At 59.1% G+C, this 21,474-nt stretch carries 24 protein-coding genes and 1 tRNA gene; 18 read left to right on the top strand and 7 right to left on the bottom strand.

What is annotated here, in order from left to right; all coding sequences use genetic code 11:
* The first annotated feature begins 130 nt into the window (after positions 1-130).
* From K3752_RS07305 to K3752_RS07280, 6 genes are all read left to right on the top strand, one after another.
* Complete coding sequence (locus K3752_RS07305; protein WP_170523991.1) at positions 131-1,027, top strand: DMT family transporter; 897 nt, start codon at positions 131-133, stop codon at positions 1,025-1,027.
* Positions 1,028-1,076: 49 nt separating this feature from the next.
* Positions 1,077-1,949, top strand: a complete 873-nt coding sequence (locus K3752_RS07300) for an ATPase (protein WP_170357629.1) — start codon at positions 1,077-1,079, stop codon at positions 1,947-1,949.
* 37 nt (positions 1,950-1,986) lie between these two features.
* Positions 1,987-2,904, top strand: coding sequence for a homoserine O-succinyltransferase (gene metA / locus K3752_RS07295; protein ID WP_260065878.1), 918 nt, complete (start codon positions 1,987-1,989; stop codon positions 2,902-2,904).
* Between the two features lie 43 nt (positions 2,905-2,947).
* The gene (locus tag K3752_RS07290; protein ID WP_260065876.1) at positions 2,948-3,847 is read left to right on the top strand and encodes an alpha/beta fold hydrolase; all 900 of its coding nucleotides are present in this window, start codon (positions 2,948-2,950) and stop codon (positions 3,845-3,847) included.
* Positions 3,848-3,896: 49 nt separating this feature from the next.
* Positions 3,897-4,766 carry a polyphosphate kinase 2 gene (gene ppk2, locus K3752_RS07285; protein ID WP_260065875.1) on the top strand — a complete coding sequence of 290 codons (870 nt, stop codon included), beginning with the start codon at positions 3,897-3,899 and terminating at the stop codon, positions 4,764-4,766.
* Positions 4,767-4,889: 123 nt separating this feature from the next.
* Positions 4,890-5,504, top strand: coding sequence for a TetR/AcrR family transcriptional regulator (locus tag K3752_RS07280; protein WP_093961897.1), 615 nt, complete (start codon positions 4,890-4,892; stop codon positions 5,502-5,504).
* Between the two features lie 3 nt (positions 5,505-5,507).
* Here the strand turns inward: K3752_RS07280 and K3752_RS07275 are convergent, their stop codons facing one another.
* The 6 genes from K3752_RS07275 to K3752_RS07250 all read right to left on the bottom strand — a co-directional run bounded on the left by K3752_RS07275 (position 5,508) and on the right by K3752_RS07250 (position 10,827).
* A complete protein-coding gene (locus K3752_RS07275) occupies positions 5,508-6,566 on the bottom strand; it encodes an adenylate/guanylate cyclase domain-containing protein (RefSeq protein ID WP_093961896.1) in 1,059 nt (352 codons plus the stop codon).
* A complete protein-coding gene (locus tag K3752_RS07270) occupies positions 6,563-6,874 on the bottom strand; it encodes a group 1 truncated hemoglobin (RefSeq protein WP_254428927.1) in 312 nt (103 codons plus the stop codon). The genes K3752_RS07275 and K3752_RS07270 overlap by 4 nt, the downstream gene beginning before the upstream one ends.
* Positions 6,875-7,064: 190 nt before the next feature.
* The gene (locus K3752_RS07265) at positions 7,065-7,958 is read right to left on the bottom strand and encodes a glycosyltransferase family 25 protein (RefSeq protein WP_260065870.1); all 894 of its coding nucleotides are present in this window, start codon (positions 7,956-7,958) and stop codon (positions 7,065-7,067) included.
* A 75-nt stretch (positions 7,959-8,033) separates the two neighbouring features.
* Positions 8,034-8,711, bottom strand: a complete 678-nt coding sequence (locus K3752_RS07260) for a GntR family transcriptional regulator (RefSeq protein ID WP_170339462.1) — start codon at positions 8,709-8,711, stop codon at positions 8,034-8,036.
* Positions 8,708-9,739, bottom strand: coding sequence for a Gfo/Idh/MocA family protein (locus K3752_RS07255; protein ID WP_260065868.1), 1,032 nt, complete (start codon positions 9,737-9,739; stop codon positions 8,708-8,710). The genes K3752_RS07260 and K3752_RS07255 overlap by 4 nt, the downstream gene beginning before the upstream one ends.
* The gene (locus tag K3752_RS07250; protein ID WP_260065866.1) at positions 9,736-10,827 is read right to left on the bottom strand and encodes an isocitrate/isopropylmalate dehydrogenase family protein; all 1,092 of its coding nucleotides are present in this window, start codon (positions 10,825-10,827) and stop codon (positions 9,736-9,738) included. The genes K3752_RS07255 and K3752_RS07250 overlap by 4 nt, the downstream gene beginning before the upstream one ends.
* 131 nt (positions 10,828-10,958) lie before the next feature.
* On the opposite strand from K3752_RS07250, the gene K3752_RS07245 reads away from it, so the two are divergent.
* From K3752_RS07245 to K3752_RS07190, 12 genes are all read left to right on the top strand, one after another.
* A complete protein-coding gene (locus K3752_RS07245; protein ID WP_260065864.1) occupies positions 10,959-11,966 on the top strand; it encodes a tripartite tricarboxylate transporter substrate binding protein in 1,008 nt (335 codons plus the stop codon).
* A 58-nt stretch (positions 11,967-12,024) separates the two neighbouring features.
* On the top strand, positions 12,025-12,774 hold the full coding sequence (locus K3752_RS07240; RefSeq protein ID WP_260065862.1) for a hypothetical protein: 750 nt from the start codon (positions 12,025-12,027) through the stop codon (positions 12,772-12,774).
* 4 nt (positions 12,775-12,778) lie between these two features.
* Positions 12,779-14,290 (top strand): tripartite tricarboxylate transporter permease, encoded by a 1,512-nt coding sequence (locus tag K3752_RS07235; protein WP_260065861.1) that lies wholly within the window; start codon positions 12,779-12,781, stop codon positions 14,288-14,290.
* Positions 14,290-14,577, top strand: coding sequence for a putative quinol monooxygenase (locus K3752_RS07230; RefSeq protein WP_170597966.1), 288 nt, complete (start codon positions 14,290-14,292; stop codon positions 14,575-14,577). Before K3752_RS07235 ends, K3752_RS07230 begins: the two co-directional genes overlap by 1 nt.
* Positions 14,574-15,371 carry an N-acyl homoserine lactonase family protein gene (locus tag K3752_RS07225; RefSeq protein WP_260065858.1) on the top strand — a complete coding sequence of 266 codons (798 nt, stop codon included), beginning with the start codon at positions 14,574-14,576 and terminating at the stop codon, positions 15,369-15,371. Before K3752_RS07230 ends, K3752_RS07225 begins: the two co-directional genes overlap by 4 nt.
* A complete protein-coding gene (gene otnK / locus K3752_RS07220) occupies positions 15,368-16,597 on the top strand; it encodes a 3-oxo-tetronate kinase (RefSeq protein WP_260065856.1) in 1,230 nt (409 codons plus the stop codon). The genes K3752_RS07225 and otnK overlap by 4 nt, the downstream gene beginning before the upstream one ends.
* Positions 16,594-17,238 carry a 3-oxo-tetronate 4-phosphate decarboxylase gene (gene otnC, locus K3752_RS07215; protein WP_170366996.1) on the top strand — a complete coding sequence of 215 codons (645 nt, stop codon included), beginning with the start codon at positions 16,594-16,596 and terminating at the stop codon, positions 17,236-17,238. The genes otnK and otnC overlap by 4 nt, the downstream gene beginning before the upstream one ends.
* Before the next feature lie 262 nt (positions 17,239-17,500).
* Positions 17,501-18,091, top strand: coding sequence for a TetR/AcrR family transcriptional regulator (locus tag K3752_RS07210; RefSeq protein WP_260065853.1), 591 nt, complete (start codon positions 17,501-17,503; stop codon positions 18,089-18,091).
* Positions 18,088-18,348 (top strand): hypothetical protein, encoded by a 261-nt coding sequence (locus K3752_RS07205; protein ID WP_170339481.1) that lies wholly within the window; start codon positions 18,088-18,090, stop codon positions 18,346-18,348. The genes K3752_RS07210 and K3752_RS07205 overlap by 4 nt, the downstream gene beginning before the upstream one ends.
* An 18-nt stretch (positions 18,349-18,366) precedes the next feature.
* Entirely contained in the window at positions 18,367-19,530 is a 1,164-nt protein-coding gene (locus K3752_RS07200) for an aromatic ring-hydroxylating dioxygenase subunit alpha (RefSeq protein WP_260065850.1), read from the top strand.
* An 88-nt stretch (positions 19,531-19,618) separates the two neighbouring features.
* On the top strand, positions 19,619-20,095 hold the full coding sequence (locus K3752_RS07195; RefSeq protein ID WP_260065848.1) for a hypothetical protein: 477 nt from the start codon (positions 19,619-19,621) through the stop codon (positions 20,093-20,095).
* Between the two features lie 38 nt (positions 20,096-20,133).
* A complete protein-coding gene (locus K3752_RS07190) occupies positions 20,134-21,195 on the top strand; it encodes a 2Fe-2S iron-sulfur cluster-binding protein (protein ID WP_260065846.1) in 1,062 nt (353 codons plus the stop codon).
* A gap of 131 nt (positions 21,196-21,326) precedes the next feature.
* Here K3752_RS07190 and K3752_RS07185 read toward each other — a convergent pair.
* Positions 21,327-21,416 (bottom strand) — tRNA-Ser (locus tag K3752_RS07185).
* Positions 21,417-21,474: the final 58 nt, after the last annotated feature.

The raw sequence follows: 21,474 nt of genomic DNA, 5'->3' as shown, positions 1-21,474 counted from the left end.
GGGATACGCTCATACAGAATTGGAAAACCCCGCCCTTGTGGCGGGGTTTTTCGCATGATCCGGGTCGCTTACCGAATTGCCGAATGCAAGTATTCCGCCTGAGGCAAACAGAAACATGCAAGAAATAGCCATGACGCAACAAAAATCCCTCTCCGCCCTTGCTTGGTTCGAGCTCATTCTTCTTGGACTGATCTGGGGCGCGTCCTTCCTGGCGATCCGCGTCGCACTGGACACGATACCTGTGATGACGGCCGTGTTTCATCGCGTTTTCTGGGCCGCGCTTGCACTTTGGGCCGTCGTTCTCCTCCGCCGAGAAACGATACCGAAGGACCCGCGTATTTGGGGCGCTTTTCTGGTCATGGGTCTGTTGAACAACGTATTGCCCTTCTCGCTGATGGCCTGGGGCCAATTGTATGTCGACACCGGTCTGACCTCGATCTTGAACGCTGCCACGGCAATCTTCGGTGTTCTGGTTGCGGCTGCGTTCTTTCCCGACGAGCGACTGACCAAACGCCGAGCCGTGGGTGTTGCGCTTGGCTTTGGCGGAGTTTCCACCGCAATCGGATTGCACAATTTCCTTGGGTTCAGCCTGCAAAGCGCTGCTCAGCTGGCCATTCTGGCGGGGACCGTATCCTATGCGCTGGCGGCTGTATGGGCCCGTTTGCGCTTGTCAGGCCTGGCGCCGCAGGTTGCGGCGGCGGGAATGCTGAGCGGGTCAACCATCGTCATGCTGCCGGTAATGCTGGTCGTCGACGGTGTGCCATCGTTCGACCTGCCTATGACAACTTGGCTCGCCGTGGCCTATTACGCACTCGTCGCTACGGCCGGGGCCTACCTGCTGTACTACAGGGTTCTGGCCGCCGCCGGCAGCGGCAACCTGCTGCTCGTCACCCTGATCATCCCTCCGGTCGCCATTCTGCTGGGCGCCTATGTCCGGCACGAAACCCTTGCCCCGAATGCCTTCATCGGCTTTGCAATCCTTGCATTGGGGTTATTGATCCTAAGCCGAGCCCGCGGCCGAGATTGACGCCATCGCCGGGCCGATTTAGCTAGGACAAAACAAGGGACGGTTGCACATGATCTACAGTTCGGCAAAGGACTGGCGCGAAGCGGCGCGCAAAAAGGTGCTGTTTTTCGGCATGTCCGGCTTGGGCAAGACTTACGTGTCGAACATCCTTCGCGACTCGGGCGACTGGTTCCACTACTCGATCGATTATCGAATTGGCACGCGTTACATGGGTGAATACATCACCGACAACGCCAAGGCTGAGGCAATGAAGGTTCCCTTTCTGCGGGATCTGCTGCTCTCTGACTCGATCTATATCGGTTCCAACATTTCGTTCGAAAACCTGACGCCGGTCGCCGCCTATCTGGGCAAGCCCGGAAACCCGGCGCTGGGTGGGCTGGCGATGCCGGAATATCGGCGTAGACAAGAGCAGTTCCGGCAGGCCGAAATCCACGCTCTGCTGGACACCGAATATTTCATTGACCGCGCTCAGCGTCTGTACGGGTACCCGCATTTCATCTGTGACACCGGCGGGTCAATCTGCGAATGGGTGGACCCTGACAATCCTTCCGACCACGTCTTGTCGGAACTCTCCCGCCAGACCCTGATGGTCTGGATCAAGGGCGACGACGACCACACCGCCGAACTGATCCGACGGTTCGACAAGGCCCCCAAACCGATGTCTTATCAGGCCGATTTCCTGACGCGCACCTGGCAGGAATACCTTGATCAGCACGGCTGCGCCGAGGCAGAGGTCAATCCCGACGACTTCATCCGCTGGACCTATGCCCGCGCCCTGGCCCACCGTCAGCCCAGATACCAATCCATGGCTGAGAATTGGGGGGTCACTGTTACCGCCGACGCAATCGGAAAGGTGCGGGATGCGCGTGATTTCGACGAGTTGATCGAGAGCACACTTGAGACCCGCGCCGCGGCGTCCTAACTAGAACGCTTCAGAAGAAACTGGAAAAACCCGCCTCATGCCTATCAAGATTCCGTCCGACCTCCCGGCCTTTGACGTTCTGACGAAAGAGGGCGTCATGGTCATGGCCGAGGATCAGGCCGCACGGCAGGACATCCGGCCCCTGAAGATCGGGTTGCTGAACCTGATGCCGAAGAAAATCCAGACCGAAAACCAGTTTGCCCGATTGATCGGCGCGACGCCTCTGCAGATCGAGTTGTCCCTGATCCGCATGACCGAGCATCAGACCAAAAACACCGCGGCCGAACACATGGAAGAGTTCTACCGCCCCTTTCAGGACGTGAAGGACCAGAAATTTGACGGCCTGATCATCACCGGCGCCCCCATCGAGCATCTGGAGTTTCAGGACGTCACCTATTGGGACGAACTGACCGAGGTTTTCGAATGGACCCGAACCAATGTGCATTCGACCTTCGGCGTGTGCTGGGGTGGTATGGCGATGATCTATCACTTTCATGGCGTCAAAAAGCATATGTTGGACTCCAAGGCGTTTGGGTGTTTCCGGCATCGGAACCTGTTGCCGGCCTCGCCTTTCCTGCGAGGTTTCTCGGATGACTGCGTGATCCCGGTCAGTCGCTGGACCGAAGTCCGGCAGGATGAAATCGACGCTGCCGAAGGGCTTGTGACCCTTTTGGGCAGCGACGAGGTCGGTCCGTGTCTGGTTGAAGATCGGCAGAACCGGGCGCTGTATATCTTCAATCACTTCGAATACGACAGTGACACGCTGAAACAGGAATACGATCGGGACGTGGCCAATGGCACTCCGATCAACGTGCCCATCAACTATTATCCCGACGATGACCCGTCCCGCACGCCTCAGAATCGGTGGCGTAGCCATGCGCATCTGCTGTATGGGAACTGGATCAACGAAATCTACCAGACCACTCCTTTCGACATGACGAAAATTGGTCATTAAGTCGTTGATATACCTAGGCCTGTTTGCGGCCCTTTTTGCGGCTTTGACGGCTTGGCTTGCCGCACGCCATGAGGCCCGGGCCGAGGCCGCGTTTCCGCCAGAGGGTCAGGTATTGGATGTCGACGGCGTTGCTGTACATGCCGTCGTCATGGGCGAAGGCCCGGATGTCGTCCTGATCCACGGGTCCAGCGGCAATACCCGGGACATGACGTTTGCTCTGGCGCCGTTGCTGGCAAAGTCCTTTCGGGTCATTGTATTTGACCGACCGGGGCTGGGCTATTCTCAGAGCTTCTCGGCGGAGGGCGAAACCATCGTTGAGCAGGCAGAAATCCTGCAGAAAGCTGCCGCGATGCTGGGGGCCGACAAACCCATCGTAGCCGGTCAAAGCTATGGCGGGTCGGTATCGCTGGCCTGGGCTGTGACGCGCCCTGACAACATCTCGGCTCTGGTCCTGATCGCCCCGGCTGCGGTGCCATGGGAAACTCCGCTCGATTCCTTCAACCGCATTGCCTCGACCTCCTGGGGAAATGCTCTCGTCCTGCCGTTGATCACCGCCTACGTTCCGGACTGGTACGTCAACAAGGCCCTGGATACGGTCTTTGCCCCCCAGACCGCACCCGAAGGCTATGCCGAGCATTTTGGCCCGGCCCTGACGCTCCGCCGGTCGTCGATGCATGCCAACGCAAAACAACGGGCCAACCTCCTGGACGAAGTTGCCGAACTGCAACCGCGCTACCCTGAGATATCGGTGCCCACCGAAATCGTGCATGGTACGGCAGATACGACAGTTGGTCTGGGCTGGCATTCCGAACGGCTGATCGAACAAATCCCCGGCGCTGAGCTGATCGAACTTGAAGGCATGGGGCACATGCCGCAGGTGGTGGACGCTCCGGAAGTTGCTGCTGCGGTCGAACGCGCCGCGGAACGAGCGGGTTTGCGTTAACCCCGCCCGTAATCCATAGTAGAAACTGGATTTTATGGCGAGGCAACTCATGACCCGTGCAGCGGACCGAGCAATCAACAGCTACTTTCGGAACGACGCTCCCGAGAGCGTGCGAAAGGCCATCGAAGACGCTGAAAAAGGCGACATCCTGAACCCCAGCTACCCATATCAGGAGAGGATGAAGCGCAAGGACTATGACAAGCAGATGGAGGCCCTGCAGATCGAACTGGTCAAGATGCAGGCATGGGTCAAGGAAACCGGACAACGCATCGCGATCGTGTTCGAGGGTCGAGATGCAGCGGGCAAAGGCGGTACCATCAAGCGGTTCCGGGAAAACCTGAACCCGCGTGGCGCCCGCAATGTCGCCCTCAGCAAGCCCTCCGACGCCGAGCACAGCCAATGGTACTTCCAGCGGTACATTCAGCACCTGCCATCAGCCGGCGAGATCGTTTTCTTCGATCGCAGCTGGTACAACCGCGGGGTCGTCGAAAACGTCTTTGGATTTTGCACCGCAGACCAGCGGGAACGCTTCTTCAGGCAGGTCATGCCGCTGGAGATCGGGCTTGTGCATGACGGCATTCACCTTTTCAAGTTCTGGCTCAACGTCGGACGCGCAGAACAGCTCAATCGGTTTCTCGCGCGCGAAAATGACCCGCTGAAACAATGGAAACTGAGCCCTATCGACATCGCCGGTCTGGGCAAATGGGATGAATACACGCAGTCGATTTCCGAAACTCTGACACGCTCCCATTCCGATCTGTGCCCTTGGACGATCATCCGTTCAGACGACAAGAAGCGCGCGCGGCTTGCGGCAATCCGGGCGGTATTGTCGAACGTGGACTATGACGAAAAGGACGTCGAAGCCGTTGGCGAGCCCGACCCGATGATTTGTGGCGGACCGGAAATCTGGGATGCGTAGTCTAGGGCGTCTTTGGTCAAGCATTGGTCCCTTTGATCATGTCTCAAGGATTGGACCTGCTGCCCCGCGTGCATTATGTCTGGTTGGTAAAAGAGCACGCAAACACAGGCAGGTGCCGTCGGAATGACCAAACGCGGCTATCACCATGGAAATCTGAAACAGGCGCTGATCGACGCCGCCCTCTCGCTGATCGAGGAAAAAGGTCCGACCGGCTTTACCCTGTCTGAAGCCGCAAAACGGGCCGGTGTCACCCCAGCCGCGGTTTACCGACACTATCAGGGTCGCGAGGATCTGATCGCCGAGGCGGCCCGTCAGGGGTTCGAGATGTTCGCGGACCTCATGCAGTATGCCTATGACAAGGGGCAGCCCTCGGCGCTGGCCGCTTTCGAAGCGACCGGGCGTGCATATCTGGCGTTTGCGCGCAAGCATCCCGGCCATTACATCTCGATGTTCGAAAGCGGAATCTCGGTCAACCGGACGCCCGAGCTGGCGTTGGCCGCCAACCGTGCAAAGGAGGTTCTGGAAATGGCTGCGGCCGATCTTTCAGAACACATCCCGCCGGAAAAGCGCCCACCGGCGTCTATGTTCAGCGCGCATATCTGGGCGATGAGCCATGGTGTCGTAGAGCTTTATGCCCGCAATGCAGGTGCCAGCTCGCCTTTCCCGCCCGAAGACCTTTTGGAATCCGGGATCGGCATATACCTCAGAGGGTTGGGGCTGGTGCCGCCCGACGAATGATCGTCAGAACATCCGGCTGGCATGCGGTGCGTTCAGCCGTGAGGTGACATTGATCAGATCCATCATGCCCATCCCCTTGATGTCGACCGGACCCAAGTCCGAGACCTGGAATTCATCGATCAGTGCATATTTCATCTCTTCCGGGGCAACGATGTTCATGGGGTTTGCAAAGACCTGCAACCGCGATGCTATATTCACGGCCGGTCCGAAAACGTCATAGACGTATTTCTGGATCCCTACCACTGACCCAACGGCGGGCCCCATGCCAAGCCCGATCCTGGCCTGCCATTTGTGCGGATGACTTTCGTTGCGCCGTTCCAGATACCGCAGAAATCGGACCGCACAATGCGCAACCGCCGTGGCATGGTCGGGCGTGGCGTCGGGCATGCCTGAGACCGCAAGATAAGCGTCTCCGATCGTCTTGATCCGTTCACACCCGAACTGTTCGACGATCCGGTCGAAGGCGGTGAAGATGTCATTCAACTCACTGAGGGTGACCGTAGGGTCTGTTTTTGCCGCAAAATCCGTAAAGCCGACGAAATCCAGCATGACCACGGAAACCTGATCATACAGCTGAGGCGTTACTACGCCGAAGGTTTTGAACTCTTCATAAACCGCACGCGGCATCAGGTTCAGCAAAAGCCGTTCGACCCGTTCCTTTTCTCTTTCCAACTCGCGAGTATTGCGCTCGACCATGGTCGAATAACTGTCGATCATGCTTTCCAGCTCACGAATTTTCGTGATGTTCTGACATTCGACAACCAGAACCTGCTCATCCATCCCGTTGGCCAAGGAAATCGTCACCGCAAAGATCAGCGTGCGGCGCTTGGGCTTCATCTGCAGCTCGGCCGAGTATCGCAGGCCCGATTGCTTGACATCATCCAGTTCGCGCTGATCGAGATCCGGCAATATATCCAAAAGTGTCTGGCCGGGCTCGGGTTTGCCGAACCATTCGGCGAATGGACCATTGTGGAACACGAAGGTCAGGTCCGAAGCCCGCAGTACCGCTACACCGACCCCGATGGCACGCAGCAGATGCTCGTTGATGGCCAGGATGCTCATGCCGCATCCCGGGCAACGATGATCGCCCTTTTGCCTTCGATCGCAGCCAGCGCGACCTGCACGTCATCTTCGGTCATTCCATGAATTGAAAGGGCTTCGCCGAACAGCGTAGCCATCTCGTCGAAATCATCGTGGCTGATGTTGAGGTGCCGATGCACGGCCTCGATCCGATCATCACTGAAAGACGCGGGACCACCCACCAGAGACGAAACGAATTTGGTTTGGTGATCAATCAACCGTGGCATGTCGATATCTTCGAAGTAGCCTCCGATCTCATCCGATTCCAATGCCATTTCGTAAAATGTCATCACGATTCGGCTGATGGTTTTGAACCCGCCGTATTTCTCGTAAATCGTTTGACCCACACCAAAACCCCAACAAATCGCGCAATAACACTGCGAGGTTATATCAAATCGAGAGTTTTGTTAACGTTTATGCGCTTTGCGACCGGCGCGGATGGTTGGAACCGCTTGGTTTTTCACCACTGGCACAAAGACTTCAGGACCAAGGGCGCACGATCAGATCGTCGGCACAGGGAATGAAGTCCACCATGCCGCCGCGCTGGAGAAGCCGCGCCTGACCGCCCAGCTTCCATTTCAGTTTTCGGCCGGCCGACTGAAGCTCGCGCCGCAGCCGAAACCACGTGGGGCCCTTGTCCAATCCGCTGTTTGTGGCTGCGTTTTGGGTTCGTTCGCTGCTTTTGACCGGTTCGTCGATCTGCTCCTGCCGTCCCGACCAGATCATCTGAACACCAACGGCCGGAAAGCACTGAAACATGTTCCAATCCCTGCGCGGCAAGGACAGAAAATCATCGAGATGGTCAGAATATCTCTGCGACCAGGCCAACAATTTGCGGCAGCCTGCCTGTGACAGAACATAGGCCGCCGCACTTGGCGCCATTTCCAACATTGGGCGCACGCGGACATTTCCGATCCCGGTCTCCGGCCCAAAGCGCAGTGACCGGGGCGAGTAATCCAATTTGACGCAATCATAGGCTTCCGGGTGGTTCAGCACTTCGGTGATCACCCGCCCAGCGTCAGAGGACATTTCCACATCATCCTCAAAGACGACAGCGGCTGGAAGGTTCCGATCGGCGATCCGCTGCCAAACCGATCTATGGCTTTCGAAACAGGCGATTTCGCTGGTCGTCAGACCCCAGCGCGTTCCCGTTCCCGCGATATATCCGTTTTGCTCCAACGCGCCCGACTGACTGGCATCCGTGGCGCTAATCCTATGCGCACCCACAAGGCCCGCCTTCTGAAACTGCGCTTCCATGAACGCCCGGCGCTCGGGCACACGGTCCAGATTGATGTAATAGACGCTGTCGCCTGCCATCTGCTGGGTTATCTGCACCGGAAGTCCTTTCGCATCGCGCGCCGCTTTATTGGCCATATCCCCAGTTGGGACCGGAAGTCCAGATTGCACAGCCGGCAGATCTACGGCCAGCGGGGTGAGCGAACTGACTGGCTAAAGCTTGTTCAGCCGATGTTTATCCAAGATGTCGATGATGACGGATTTGGCATGCAGCCGGTGCTGGCGATGCCGGTCGCGCGCCACATCAGGTTTGCCGTCGCGGATTGCCGTATAGACCGCACGGTGATCCTCATTCGACTTGACCGGCAACGGGCGGATGAACAGGGTCGAGGCCCGCGCCCTGCGGACCTGGTCGCTCATCATGGACACGATGCTTTCCACCCGCCGGTTGCCACCCAATCGGACAAGCTCGCGGTGGAACAGGTCGTCGGCCTTGGCCCATGCCTCCAGGTCTTCGTCACCGATGGCGCGATCCATTTGGGCGATCGAGTCCGCCAACGGCTGAAGGTCTTGCTCGGAAAATCCGGCCTGGGCCGCGCGTTCGGCTGCAAGGCTCTCCAACTCGGTCAGAATGTCATAGATCTCGCGCATGTCATCCGGAGATACCGGCAGGATCCGCACCCCTTTGCGCGGCCGCATTTCCAGCAGGCCCTTGCTTTCCAACATAAGCGCTGCTTCGCGAACCGGCGTGCGCGACATCCCCAACTGCTCGGCCAGTTCGGTTTCCAGATGGTCGGTGCCGGCGGCCAACTCTCCGGTCAGGATCATCCGCCGCAAGTCCCGCACCGCGCGTTGAGTATTCGAGAGAGCCTTGCCGGTCTCGTTTTTCATTCGGCCTCCAAAACGATTTTCCTGCCCTCCGCATCAGATCTGTAGATCGCCTGTTCAATGCGGATAACGTCCAGATAGTCCGGGCCAGTATTTTCCAAATGCGTTCCATTTAGAAGACCGGATATGACATGCTGCTGCAATGCGTGCACGCAATCGCCACCAAAGCCCTCCCATTTATCGGGTGCAAGCAACTGCTCTCTGCTCTGGCTGCCGAATTCCCGCAACCCAACGGCGCCAAAACCATCCATCGTCAGCGTTCCGCCGGTGCCTTCGATCAGGGCCTCCCCCATGGTGCGGCGCAGATTGTCCGAGGCATGATCCAGGTTCCGGTTGCCATCGAATACGGCCCTCAAGCCGTTTTCGAACTCAAAGATGACATAGCCTGCGTCCTCTCCGGCAATGACCGGGTTTATCCGCCGCAGATCGGCATAAACCGAGATCGGATTGCCGAACAAGAACCGGAACGTATCGACCCAATGCACCGCCGTTTCGTGGATCAGAAAACGCGGCATTTTCTGAAAATAGGGTTGCCGATCAAGATAGGCGCGCGGCCCCTGCCCGTCGCCCGGGCGCAGCCGGAACGTGGCCTGCAACGGCGTCCCGATATCCCCGCGTGTCAGGGCGTCCTTCATCACCCGATACCACGGCTGAAAGCGAAAATTCTCGTGGACAACGACGGTGGCTCCGGCATCCCGAGCATCCTGCAGAACAGCCTCTGCTTCTGCCAGAGATAGACAAAACGGTTTTTGGCACAGGATCCAACTCACACCTGCGTCCAGCGCGGCACGAATTGCGTCGGCATGACCCTCAGGCGGCAGGATTATGTCCAACAGCTGGGGAGATTCCCGGGCCAGCATCGACGGCAGATCATCATAGGCAGGCAACCCAGTGGCGGCCGCCTTCTCGAGATCGCGATCACATGCGGCGACCAGTTGAACCTGCGGTATGCGGCGCCAGCTGCCATAGTGGAACTGGCTGAAATACCCGGCGCCGACACAGGCGACGCGAATGAACTGCTGGCTGCTCACACCAAAAACACCCTGTCCGCCACCGCCCGCGCCGCAGCCAGCGTGTCGGCTTCTCCGCCCAGATCACGGGTAAGAATTCGGCCCTCGGACACGACGCTGTCGACTGCCGTGTGCAGCCGTCGCCCATCGCGCGACAACGCGGGGTTCTGATGCCGCAACCCAAGCCATTCCAGCATCATCGCCGCCGACTGGAACATGGCAAACGGATTGGCGATGCCTTCCCCGGCAATGTCGGGGGCGGAACCGTGACAGGGCTGGAACACCGCATGATCCAGACCAATGTCAGCCGAGGGCGCCAGCCCCAGCCCTCCCATCAGACCGGCCCCAAGGTCAGACAGGATGTCGCCAAACATGTTTTCCGTGACAAGAACATCAAATTCCCAAGGCTTCTGAACCATCCACAAGGCCGTTGCATCCACATAGGCATGATCCGCAACCAAATCCGGGTGACGCTCAGCCTCGGCATCGAACAGATCCCGGAAGAATGCAAAGGCGCGGAAGACGTTGGCCTTGTCCACACAGGTGACACGACCCCGACCCTGCCCGGACGTTTTTCGGTCATGCGCCAACTGGAAGGTAAACCGAAACAGCTTTTCGCAGACCTCTCGGGTGATCACCAGCGTCTCGCGCGCCTCGTCCTCGGTCACTTCTCCGCACCCCTGGGTGTGAAACAACCCCTCAGTACTTTCGCGGATCAGAACAAAGTCAATTTCCTTGCCGGGCGGCAGGGCCAACGGTGTTGCTTGCCCAGCTCTCACCCGCACAGGGCGCACCCCGGCAAACAGCCCCAGCGCCTTGCGGAGGTCGATCTGAGGTGAAATCTCGGTCCCATCCGGGTACCGAACGTCCGGCAAACCCATCGCGGACAGTAGAATGGCATCTGCCTGCCGCGCCGCATCCATTGACGTTTTCGGAAATGATTCTCCGGTTTGCGCATAGTGGGCTGCCCCGGCCGGAACCTCCCGAAACTCAAGTGTATAGTCCTCGGTCTGCTCCGACAGCTGCGCAAGGATGCTTAGCGTCGGAGCCATGATTTCCGGGCCGATCCCGTCCCCGTTGAACACTGCAATCTCTAGTTTCTCGGCCATCTGCGCCCTGCGTCCTTTTCCTGTGTTCTTGCGTTCGACCTTAAATCAATTCCGGTCGTTGACAACGCATTGTGTAACGTATACGCAATTAAATGCAACAACAAACACATCACTGCATCTGGGAGGAAGAGATGAAGTCGAAAATCGCAAGGTTGGCAGCGGCCGCCCTAATGTCGGCAGGTGCCGCAGGGCTCGTCAGCGCACAGGAATATCCGTACCGGGACATTACCACCGCCGTCGTCTGGGGCGCCGGAGGCGGTACCGACACCATCAACCGGATGATCATGGCCGAGATGGAGAAACATCTGCCGGTGTCGATCAACGTGATCAACCAGACCGGAGGCGTGGCGGGTTCAAACGGAATGGTCTACGTCATGAACCAGCCTGATGACGGCTATACGTTGGTGGGACTTTCCGAATCGAACGTGACCGCCGCCGTCCAAGGCGGCTGGGACAAAAAGTTCGACTACTGGTATCCGTTCATCGTTGGCGGCTCTCCGGATTTGATCTCGGTTCCCGCCGACAGCCCCTACAACAGCCTTGAAGAGCTGGTGGACGCGGCGAAGTCCGCGCCCGGAACCATCCCGGCGGCAGCCTCCGGTGCGGGATCCATCCACCACCTGAACCTGCTGGCCATCGAAAAGGGCTCAGGCGCCGAGTTCAAATTCGTCCCCTACAAAGGCTCAGCTCCGGGGCAAGAGGCCGCCATTGCCGGTGAAGTTGCGCTGGTCGTGACCTCGCTGGCGGAACAGGCCCCGCTGATCGAAGGCGGACAGTTGCGCCCTCTGGCGATGCTGACACCTGAAAACGCGGAAATCGCGGGAATGACCGTTCCTTCGGCCTTCGGCATCTATGACGGGCTCGACCAATATCTGCCGCTGAAACAGGCAATCGGCTTTGCGGTCCACAATTCGGCAAGCGACGATGTAAAGGCAAAACTGGCGGATGCGTTCCAGAAAGCCATGGCCTCGCAGGCCGTGGCCGATTGGGCCGCAGCAAACAATTATGACATCGGCGGACAGTACGGACCCGAGGCGCAAAAGCTGTTCTCGACGCTGGAATCCACCTTTGCATACACCCTGCAAGATCTGGGCGCGACGACCGTCGATCCGGCCTCTCTGGGCATCGAGAAGCCCTGAGCGACAAACGATCTTGGGGGCGCGGTTCCGCGCCCCCTTTTTGCACGGGAGGGCAAAGTTGGAAAAGGCTGAGGACATTCTGGTCCTGCGCGCACGGGATTTCTGGGCGTCGCTGGTTTTGGGGGCAACATCGGTGTTCTTCCTGTGGAAGACCATGGACATCCCGCTGTGGGGAGAAAACAAGGCGGGGGTCAGCGGTACCCAATGGTACGACTCAGCAGCCATTGTTCCGTTGTTCATCTTTGTGGGCCTGTTGTGCCTTTCGATCGCGCTGTTCGTGATTTCGGTCCGGTCCGGCGGGGCGCGGCACGCCCTTGGTGCGGCTGGCATCGGCTGGAACCCTGACGAAGCACTTCGGTTTTCCACCATTGGCCTGATCCTTCTGGCTTATGTGGGCGGGCTGGTGCCGCGCGTCGATTTCATCCTGTGCTCCGGCCTTCTGATTACCGCTCTCATATTTGGGTACTACGGTGGGCACCCGCGGCGCGCGATGATCGCCTGCGGCGCCGTTTGCCTGGCTGGGTTCACGTCCTGGTTGCTCTACCCTGCTCAAGCCGACTGGAACGCACATGCGGACGACTGGATCACGTTGGGCATTTGGGTTGCCCTGACGATCCCGGTTTTGATCAAAGCCCGGTCCGAGCGGCTTTTGCGGGTTGTTCCCTACATTGCCGTCCTGGCCCCGTTTATTCTTGTTTGCGCCATGGCCTTCGGGTTTCGCCAGAATGTTCCGGCGCGCGGTGGCCTGCTGTTTCAACAAATCGAGTACCACTATTACGTGACGCTCCGCCCGATCTGGAAAGGCTAAGACCATGGAGTTCGTCTTGTCTCAGCTGGCGGGTTTCGGCCATGCCTTCGCTGCGCTGGTCGCCGATCCGCTGACCTATCTCTATCTGGTTTTTTCGGTCTTTCTGGGCATAACATTCGGTGCCCTGCCCGGCCTGACCGCGACCCTTGCCGTGACCATTCTGACCGGATTCTTCGGCAACAAGATCCCGCTGGATTACTCTTTGATCGCACTGCTGGGCGCATATGTGGGGGCGATTTACGGCGGGTCCTATCCCTCGATCCTGCTAAACATCCCAGGCACCGCCGCCAGCGCTGCCACCGCAATGGACGGTCACCCGCTTGCCAAGGCCGGACGCGGAGGTGAGGCGCTTGGATTGACGACGACGGCCAGTTTCATCGGGACCATTATCGGCACACTCACGCTCCTGATCTTCGTCTGGGCACTGCTGCTTGTTTCAAAGAATATCGCAAGCCCGGAAAAGGCGCTACTGGCCCTGTTCGGTATCCTTCTGTCTGGCACGCTCATGAGCGAGGACCTGGTACTCAAAGGGTGGATATCCGGTCTGATCGGGCTTGCCATGGCCATGGTCGGACTTGACCCCTTGCTGTCCGAACCCCGCTACACTTTCGGCTGGTCCTACATGCTGAGCGGGTTCCAGGTGGTGCCCGTTCTCATGGGGGCCTTCGCGATCCCTCAGATCATCGAAGGCCTGCGCCATGTCGAAGCCGGCAAGGTCATGGCTCTCAAAGGCTCGATCCTGCCAAATCTCTCGACGGTCAGCCGTCACCTGCCCACCATCGGCAGGTCCGGCGTGATCGGCACCGGCGTTGGTGCCCTGCCGGGCGTCGGCGAGGATGTTGCCGGATGGGTCAGCTACGGTGTCGGCAAAACCGTTTCGAAGGATGGGAAGAACTTCGGCAAAGGTTCACTGGACGGGCTTTTGTGTTCAGAGACAGCCAACAACGCCTGTATCGGCGGCGCACTGATCCCCCTGTTGGTGCTGGGCATCCCCGGCTCACCACCCGCGGCCGCGCTGCTGGGGGCGTTCAAAATCAACAACGTCATCCCCGGCCCAACGATCGACCCCGAAATCATCCTGCGGGTCGTGGCCATCCTGGTGCTGGCATCGTTGACGATGTTCCTGATGGGCCTTTTCACCGCGCGGGTCTTCATCAAGATTCTCAAAATCCCGCAAACTGTTTTCTTGCCCGTCGTGATGGTTCTGACCACGATTGGTTCATTCAGTGTGGGTGGCGGCATCAATGACCTTTACCTGATGCTGGGGGTCGGCTTCGTGGCGTATTTCATGAACCTGATGAAATATCCGATTGCGCCACTGGTCATCGGCGTCATCCTTGGCGGGTTGTTCGACGAGACATTCCGCCGGTCACTGTTCCTGTCGGATGGTGATCTGTCAGTATTTGTTTCTCGACCCGGAGCAGCAATTCTGCTGGTGTTGAACCTGGCGCTGATCCTCAGCCAATTGCCTCCGGTCAAACGCCTGTTCGCCCGCCTGAAAGGAGCGCCCGCCTGATGTATGCCGTCACCGTAACCTTCGAGTTGAAGCCCGGGACACGCGATCGTTTCCTGCCGATGATGCTGGACAACGCGCGCACGTCGTTGAGCGACGAACCCGGGTGTCTGCAATTCGACGTCTGCGCAGGGGACGATCCGGCCATCGTTTTTCTGTATGAGATCTACTCGAACGCCGACGCGTTCAGGATCCACTTGGACAGTCCGCATTTCAAGACATTTGATCTGGCGGTTTCGGATATGGTGGTCCGAAAGCAGGTCAACACGTTCTCCGAGGTCATGCGATGAACGACTGGGAAGTCTATGCCATCAAATATGCGGACAGAAATGCCCGCACCCGCGCCGACAGTTTCATACTGGATGACGATCACGCTGCCCCTCATGCCATGGACTACTACCTGTGGCTGCTCAAGCGCGGCACTCAGGTCATCCTGGTGGATACCGGATATGACACCGACGAAGGGCTGAGCCGTGGACGGCCTATTGCCATGGATCCACGTGATGCCCTACGGCCATTCGGGATCGCGCCAGAGGCCATTCAGCAAGTGATCGTCACGCATCTGCACTATGACCACGCAGGGGGTCTGCACCTGTTTCCAAACGCCACGTTGCATATGCAGGCGGCCGAGATGGCCTTTGCCACGGGTCCCTGCATGTGCCACGACACTCTGCGTGCGCCATTTTCGGCCGGTCATATCTGCGAGGCGGTCAAGCGGCTTTATTCCGGCAAAGTGGTTTTCCATGACGGCGACGCCGAGTTGGCTGACGGAGTCACGGTCCATTGCATCGGCGGCCACTCCCGCGGGCTGCAATGCGTACGTGTCCGGACTGCCAGCGGCTGGATGGTTTTGGCCTCGGACGCATCGCATTACTACGAGAACTTCATGGCCCGAAAACCATTCCCCATTGTGGTCGACCTGCAGGACATGCTGGAGGGCTTTGACAAGCTGCAAAGCCTCGCGTCCGCCCTTGGCCTGATCATCCCAGGCCACGATCCACTGGTCCGGTCCGTTTTTCCCCCGGGACCAGCCGACCACATCAACCGTCTGGACACGGGGCCAATCAGAGAGATCAAACTATGAAGATCGGAGTCATTGCCGATGATTTCACCGGCGCATCCGACATTGGCCTGACCCTCGCCGAGGGCGGCATGCGGGTCAGCCAGTTTGTTGGCATCCCAACGGGCCACGTGGACCAAGATCTGGATGCGGCCGTGGTTGCGCTCAAGTCGCGCACGGCCCCGGTTGACGAGGCGGTGCGCGACAGTCTGGCAGCCTGTGACTGGCTGCTGTCCCAGGGTGCGCAGCAAATCGTCTTCAAGGTCTGTTCGACCTTCGACAGCACCGCAAAGGGCAATATCGGTCCGGTTCTGGATGCGCTTGCGGAAAGGCTGAACGCTCCGACCACGATCGTCTGTCCGGCTTTTCCCGAAAATGGGCGCAGCGTTTACCAAGGGCACCTGTTCGTGCAGGACAAGTTGCTGAGTGAAAGCGGCATGCAGAACCATCCACTGACTCCGATGACCGACCCTGATCTCCGGCGTCTGCTGGCCACCCAGTCCACCGGTACGATCCATCATGTGGCCGCCTTGGTGGTCATGCAGGGGGCTGCGGCCATTCGGTCTGCCCTGCCTCCCAAAGGTCATACGATCGTCGACGCAATCCGCGACGCAGACCTGCTGGAAATCGGCAAGGCTGCCCGCGATACCCTGCTTCTTTGCGGCGGGTCCGGGATCGCGCTTGGGTTGCCGGCAAATTTTGGGTTTGAACCGCAACACCCACAGTGGGACGGAGTGTCCGGACCCGGCATCGTGCTGTCAGGATCCTGCAGCCGCGCCACCCGAGAGCAAGTCGCGCGCTTCCGGGACGTCGCCCCACACCGTGAGGTCACGGCGCGGGACGCGGTCAGCGGCTCGATCTCGGTGGAAGAATTGGTCAACTGGGCGCTCGAGCAGAAACAACCGCCGCTGATCTATTCTTCGGCCGATCCACAAGTCGTGAGGCAAGCACAGGATTCCTTCGGCAAGAAACAGGCATCTGCCGCGATCGAAAACCTGTTCTCCGATCTCTCCCGCAGCCTGCGGGCTGCGGGCTTCCGACGGATGGTCATTGCAGGGGGTGAAACTTCCGGCGCGGTTGTCCAGGGCCTGCGCGCACAGCAGTTGCAGATCGGCCCCCGCTTGGCCGCCGGCGTTCCCATGGTACTCCTGCCCGGCACCCCGTCCATTGCACTGGCGCTGAAATCGGGCAATTTCGGCGGCCCCGATTTCTTTGCGGACGCCTTGAACAGAATGGAGCGGCAACAATGAGCGAGGCGGCGAAGCTGCGGGAAGAAATCTGTCTGCTTGCAAAGTCGATGTTCGACCGGGGGCTGACCTGCGGTGCGTCGGGCAACATCTCGGCCCGGCTGACCGACGGAACGATCCTGGTTACGCCGACCGGCAGTTCGATGGGGTTTCTCGACCCGGCGCGGATCAGCCATCTGGATGCCCGGTTTCAGCACATTGATGGCGACTTACCGACCAAGGAAGTCCCGCTGCACTCGGCCTTCTACGACACAAGGCAGCAGACCGGGGCTGTGGTCCACCTCCACTCGACGCATTCGGTGGCCTGGTCCATGCTTCCCGAAGTTGACCCCGAGGACGTTCTGCCGCCATTGACCCCGTATTCAATCATGCGGGTCGGTCGGGTGAAATTGCTGCCTTTCTTCCTGCCCGGCGACCCAGAAATGGGAAATGCGGTCCGCGGACTGGCCGGACAGCGCAGCGCGGTACTGCTGGCCAATCACGGCCCTGTGGTTGCCGGCAAAGACATCTGGGCGGCCAGTTTCGCAATGGAGGAACTGGAGGAAACCGCAAAACTCGCGCTGCTGACCCGAGGCCTGAACCCTCGCCAGCTGAGCGCTGAACAGATTTCAGCCTTGTACGACATGACAGGCCACAGCAAGTAGCCGGTTCGAACACCTGCTGCTCTGCCAACACGCTTTGCGGTCCAATCGGCCAGATTTCGGCTATTGTCGCCAGCTTTTGTGCAGTTGCGCGGAACGGTCGTATGATCTGACGAGACCCGACACGGACGACCATCCGATCATACCAAATCCTGAGCAGGGACAGGCTGATTTTGGCCTGCCCTCAACCCTGCTTTTGTTAATTTTCATTATTGACAACTTATCCGCTGTAGTTATTTGTCAAAAATGACAATAAGGAACCCCAATGCCCCGGCCTACGCTCAAAAACCAACGATCCGCTGAAATACTCGATGCCTACCTGACCTGTGTGGCCCGTTTCGGATTGGAAGGCGCAACACAAGAACGCATCGCGGCGGAGGCTGGTGTCAAACGGCCCTTGTTGCGCCACTACTTGGGAAACCGGGATGACATGACGGCGGCATTGGCAGACCACGTGATCAACGCTTTTGCCGAAGTTACAGAGGCGGTCTCGGTTCACTTCGGGTCGCAGGGTGAGCCATCTGAGTTGATTGATGCCCTGTTTGACGACGGGCACGGCCATGATCCCCGCCTGATGCTGGCTTGGCAGGCTTTGGCAACGGCCGCAGAACGCATTCCTGACCTGGGCCCCAAACTGACCCAAAGCTACGCCGACTTTCTGGCCGTCATCGAAGGCAATCTGGCCCGCGCCTATCCATCGGCACCTCCCGAACGCATTCGGGCCGTCGCCCATGGAGTAACCGCTTGCGCTCAGAACATCGACGCGCTTGTCCCGATTTCACCGCCAGCTCAGTGGCGCGACGATCTGAAAGCGGCGGCGCTGGCGTTGCTTGCAAGCTTGGAGAGTGACGCATGATCAATCTCCCCAGACTGATCAACTACGCAGCCCTACCCGTTCTTTTGGTGGCCACATGGCTGGGGCTCCAATGGCCCTGGGGGCTGGTATTCCTCTGGTGGGCCATACCGTCGATCCGCAGCGGCCAAGCTTTCCTGATCAATACCGTCAACCGCGAAACCGATCCACTCCTGTTCTGGACCGTTACTGTTCTTTGGATGGTCTTCGGCGGCCTGATGGTTACCGCCGACATCGCACCGGCCGACTATCCGGCCTGACTGGTCTGAGAGGTTTTCATGACACGAATGTATCACCGGCTTCCCGCCTCTGCCTATACAGCGCAGGACTGGTACGGCCGCGAGCAAGAACTGATCTTCTCTCGCACCTGGCGATATGCCGGGTTTGCCGAGGATGTACCCGAGCCCGGACATTACATCTCGGTCCAGGCAGGTTTGCACAACATCTTCGTCGTAATGGGGCGCGACCGTCGGCTGCGGGCGTTCCACAACATCTGCCGTCACCGCGGAACCCAATTGATCCGTGCAGTGGGCAAAACACAGAAGGCACTGACCTGCCCCTATCACGATTGGACCTACGATCTGGAAGGCAACCTGATCTCGGTCCCGGATGAAAACCGCGAATATCCTGACGGCATCGACAAATCTTGCCTCGGGTTGAAACCCGCAAGCGTCGATCTCTGGCGCGGGATGATCTTCGTGCACCCTGACCCGCAGGCGCCGAGCCTTGCGGAGTGGTTCGGGCCCGTGGATCCGCTGCTGGGCCGGCACAAGCCCGAAGAATTGGTCGAATACGGCGAAGCCCGCCAAAGCTATGAGATCCGCGCCAACTGGAAGATCGTTGTTGAGAACTACATCGACGTCTACCACCTGAGCCACCTGCATTCGAACACGCTGCACATGTATGACCATGGTCGCGCAGAATATGGCTGGAAAGGTCCACACTATCATTTTTGGGAGCCGCCCTCGTCAGACTATGCCCGCGCGCTCGAGAAAAACCTGCCCACTCCGCGGGTAATCCCGAAACCGAATGTTGGCGCCTGGGTGCCGATGCTGTTTCCGGGCATTGGCTTGGCAGGCAGTGAAGACAGCTGGAACATCTTCATCATCACGCCACTCGCGCCCGACCGAACGCGAGTGGAAAACCGCACCCGGTTGGCCAGCGCGTCGGCGTCGGAGTACTCGCGGCAGCAATGGTCATCTTACGCGTTCTGGCGTGACTTCGGTGGCCCGAAATACAAAGGCGACGATGCGTTGGGTAAAGATGACCCGATGACCTCGGGCGATTTCACGACCGAAGATGTCTATGCCTGCGAACAGCAACAGAAATCCTTGGCAAGCCCGTTGTTTGAAGTCGGCCCCGCCTCTGTCGGAGAAGGCCCGGTTTTGCAGCATCAGCAAGTTGTTATGGACTTCATGACCAAAGCTGAGGCCGAGACATGACAAGGCCCAAAACACTCTCCCCAAACGCCATCCCTGGGCCGGCACCAATCATCCCGCGCCCAATTGCCCAGAACACAAAGGTCATCCCGTGATACTCCGCATTCTTGCCAGCTTGGTTGGGATCGCCCTGGCAGGCGGACTGGCACTCGCCGCGCCCGGCAGCGACCCGAAGGCGGTTGCCGAACGTCAGCTCTCCGCCCCCGACTCCCAGATCGCGTGGAGCGACTGGGATCCCGAAGCGATCCACACGATCACCGTAAAATATGGTCAGGGCCAGCCGGATGATCACTTTAGCTATTCGGTGGCCGATTGGGCCCAGCGAAACGGCGACCCCGGCTTTGAACCTGTCCCAGAGCTGCAGGGGTATGTGGAAACAGAGCGCTCACCCCCGCGGATCGTGATCACGGAAGAGCCGGGCAGCGCCACGGCAACAGCGGTCACCACAGTCAAGTACGACTGGCAGGGTCACGCAGGTACGATGGCTCAAACCGACCGCTTTTCGCTGACGCGCAAAGGCCGAAAATGGGTGATCCGCGCACTGCACACCACCATGGATTATCGCTGACTGAAGATGGCCGTCTTTTGCTCAGGAAAGGACCACTCGTGACCCGCAAATTCTTCCCCTTGTCCGTGGCTGAAATCCGGCCTGAAATCGGTGGCGAAGCAACCACCGTCGTGCTGGACGTACCACCAGCCCTGACTGAGCTGTTTCGCTCGTCCCCCGGCCAACATCTGACACTGCGCTTCGGCCTGAGCGGGAAAGAGCAGCGACGCTGCTACACCATCTCAAACCCGCCAGACGAAGCGCTGCGGATCACCGTGAAACGCGTTTCCAGGGGATTGGTGTCGAACCATATCGGCGACACCCTGCGCGCCGGAGATGCGGTCGAGGCGATGCCACCCTTTGGCCGCTTCACGCTGGAACCCAACGCAACTGCACGACGCACGCACTACTTTTTTGGCGCGGGCAGCGGGTTGACTCCGCTTTATGCGATGATCCGAGCCGTGCTTGACCACGAGCCACATTCCGTCGCCCATCTAATCTACGGCAACCGGTCCGAGAATGAGATTCTGTTTCGGGAAACGCTGGACGCCCTTGTCGAGGCCAACCCATACCGGTTCACCTTGCGCCATGTCTTGTCATCTCGATCGCTGTTGAGCTGGTTCAGCCCCTGGCGAACCGGCCGCGTTGACACGGATGCGATCAAGGCGGCAATCGACGAGACGCCCCCCATCGCGCAGGACGTCCAGTATTGGATCTGCGGCTCTGGCAGCATGAACTCAGACGTCCGGGCAGCGCTGAACGCGCTGGATGTGCCCGATTCTCGCATCCACATGGAAAGCTTCGGCGCCGACCCAGTTCAGGACATGAACCAATCCGGCATGGCGGCCACAGCGAGGGTGACGCTGGATGGGAAAACCCGCGATGTGCCTATCGAGGCTGGGCAAACGATCCTGGAGGCCGCCATTGCAGCGGGACTGACGCCGCCCTTCAGCTGCCAGTCAGGCGTCTGCGGCGCATGCCGCGCAAATCGGACAGAGGGTCAGGTTCAAATGCGGGTGCACATAGCCCTCGATCGGAACGACATCGCGCGGGGTGAAGTTCTGACCTGCCAAGCCGTCCCCAAAAGCAAAGAACTGGCCGTGCAGTTCCCCGATACGTAACAGTCTCGGTACAACCCCTCACCGCTCGGCTGTAGGCATCCAAGCACGCCACACTTGTTCGCCCAACGTGTCCGGGTCAAAGCACGGCCGATCCCGCGCGGTGCGCAAAAACTGTGGGTATTCAAGATGAATGGCGGAGAGACAGGGATTCGAACCCTGGAGACGGTTTCCCGCCTACACACTTTCCAGGCGTGCGCCTTCGACCACTCGGCCACCTCTCCGTGCCGGCGATATTTGGACCAACGAACAGGGATTTGCAAGGGCCGATTGCGCGGAAAT

Origin of the sequence: Ruegeria sp. B32 (assembly GCF_025141855.1) — a bacterium.
Classification (GTDB): domain Bacteria; phylum Pseudomonadota; class Alphaproteobacteria; order Rhodobacterales; family Rhodobacteraceae; genus Ruegeria; species Ruegeria arenilitoris.
This window is presented reverse-complemented; position numbering and strand designations above follow the sequence as displayed.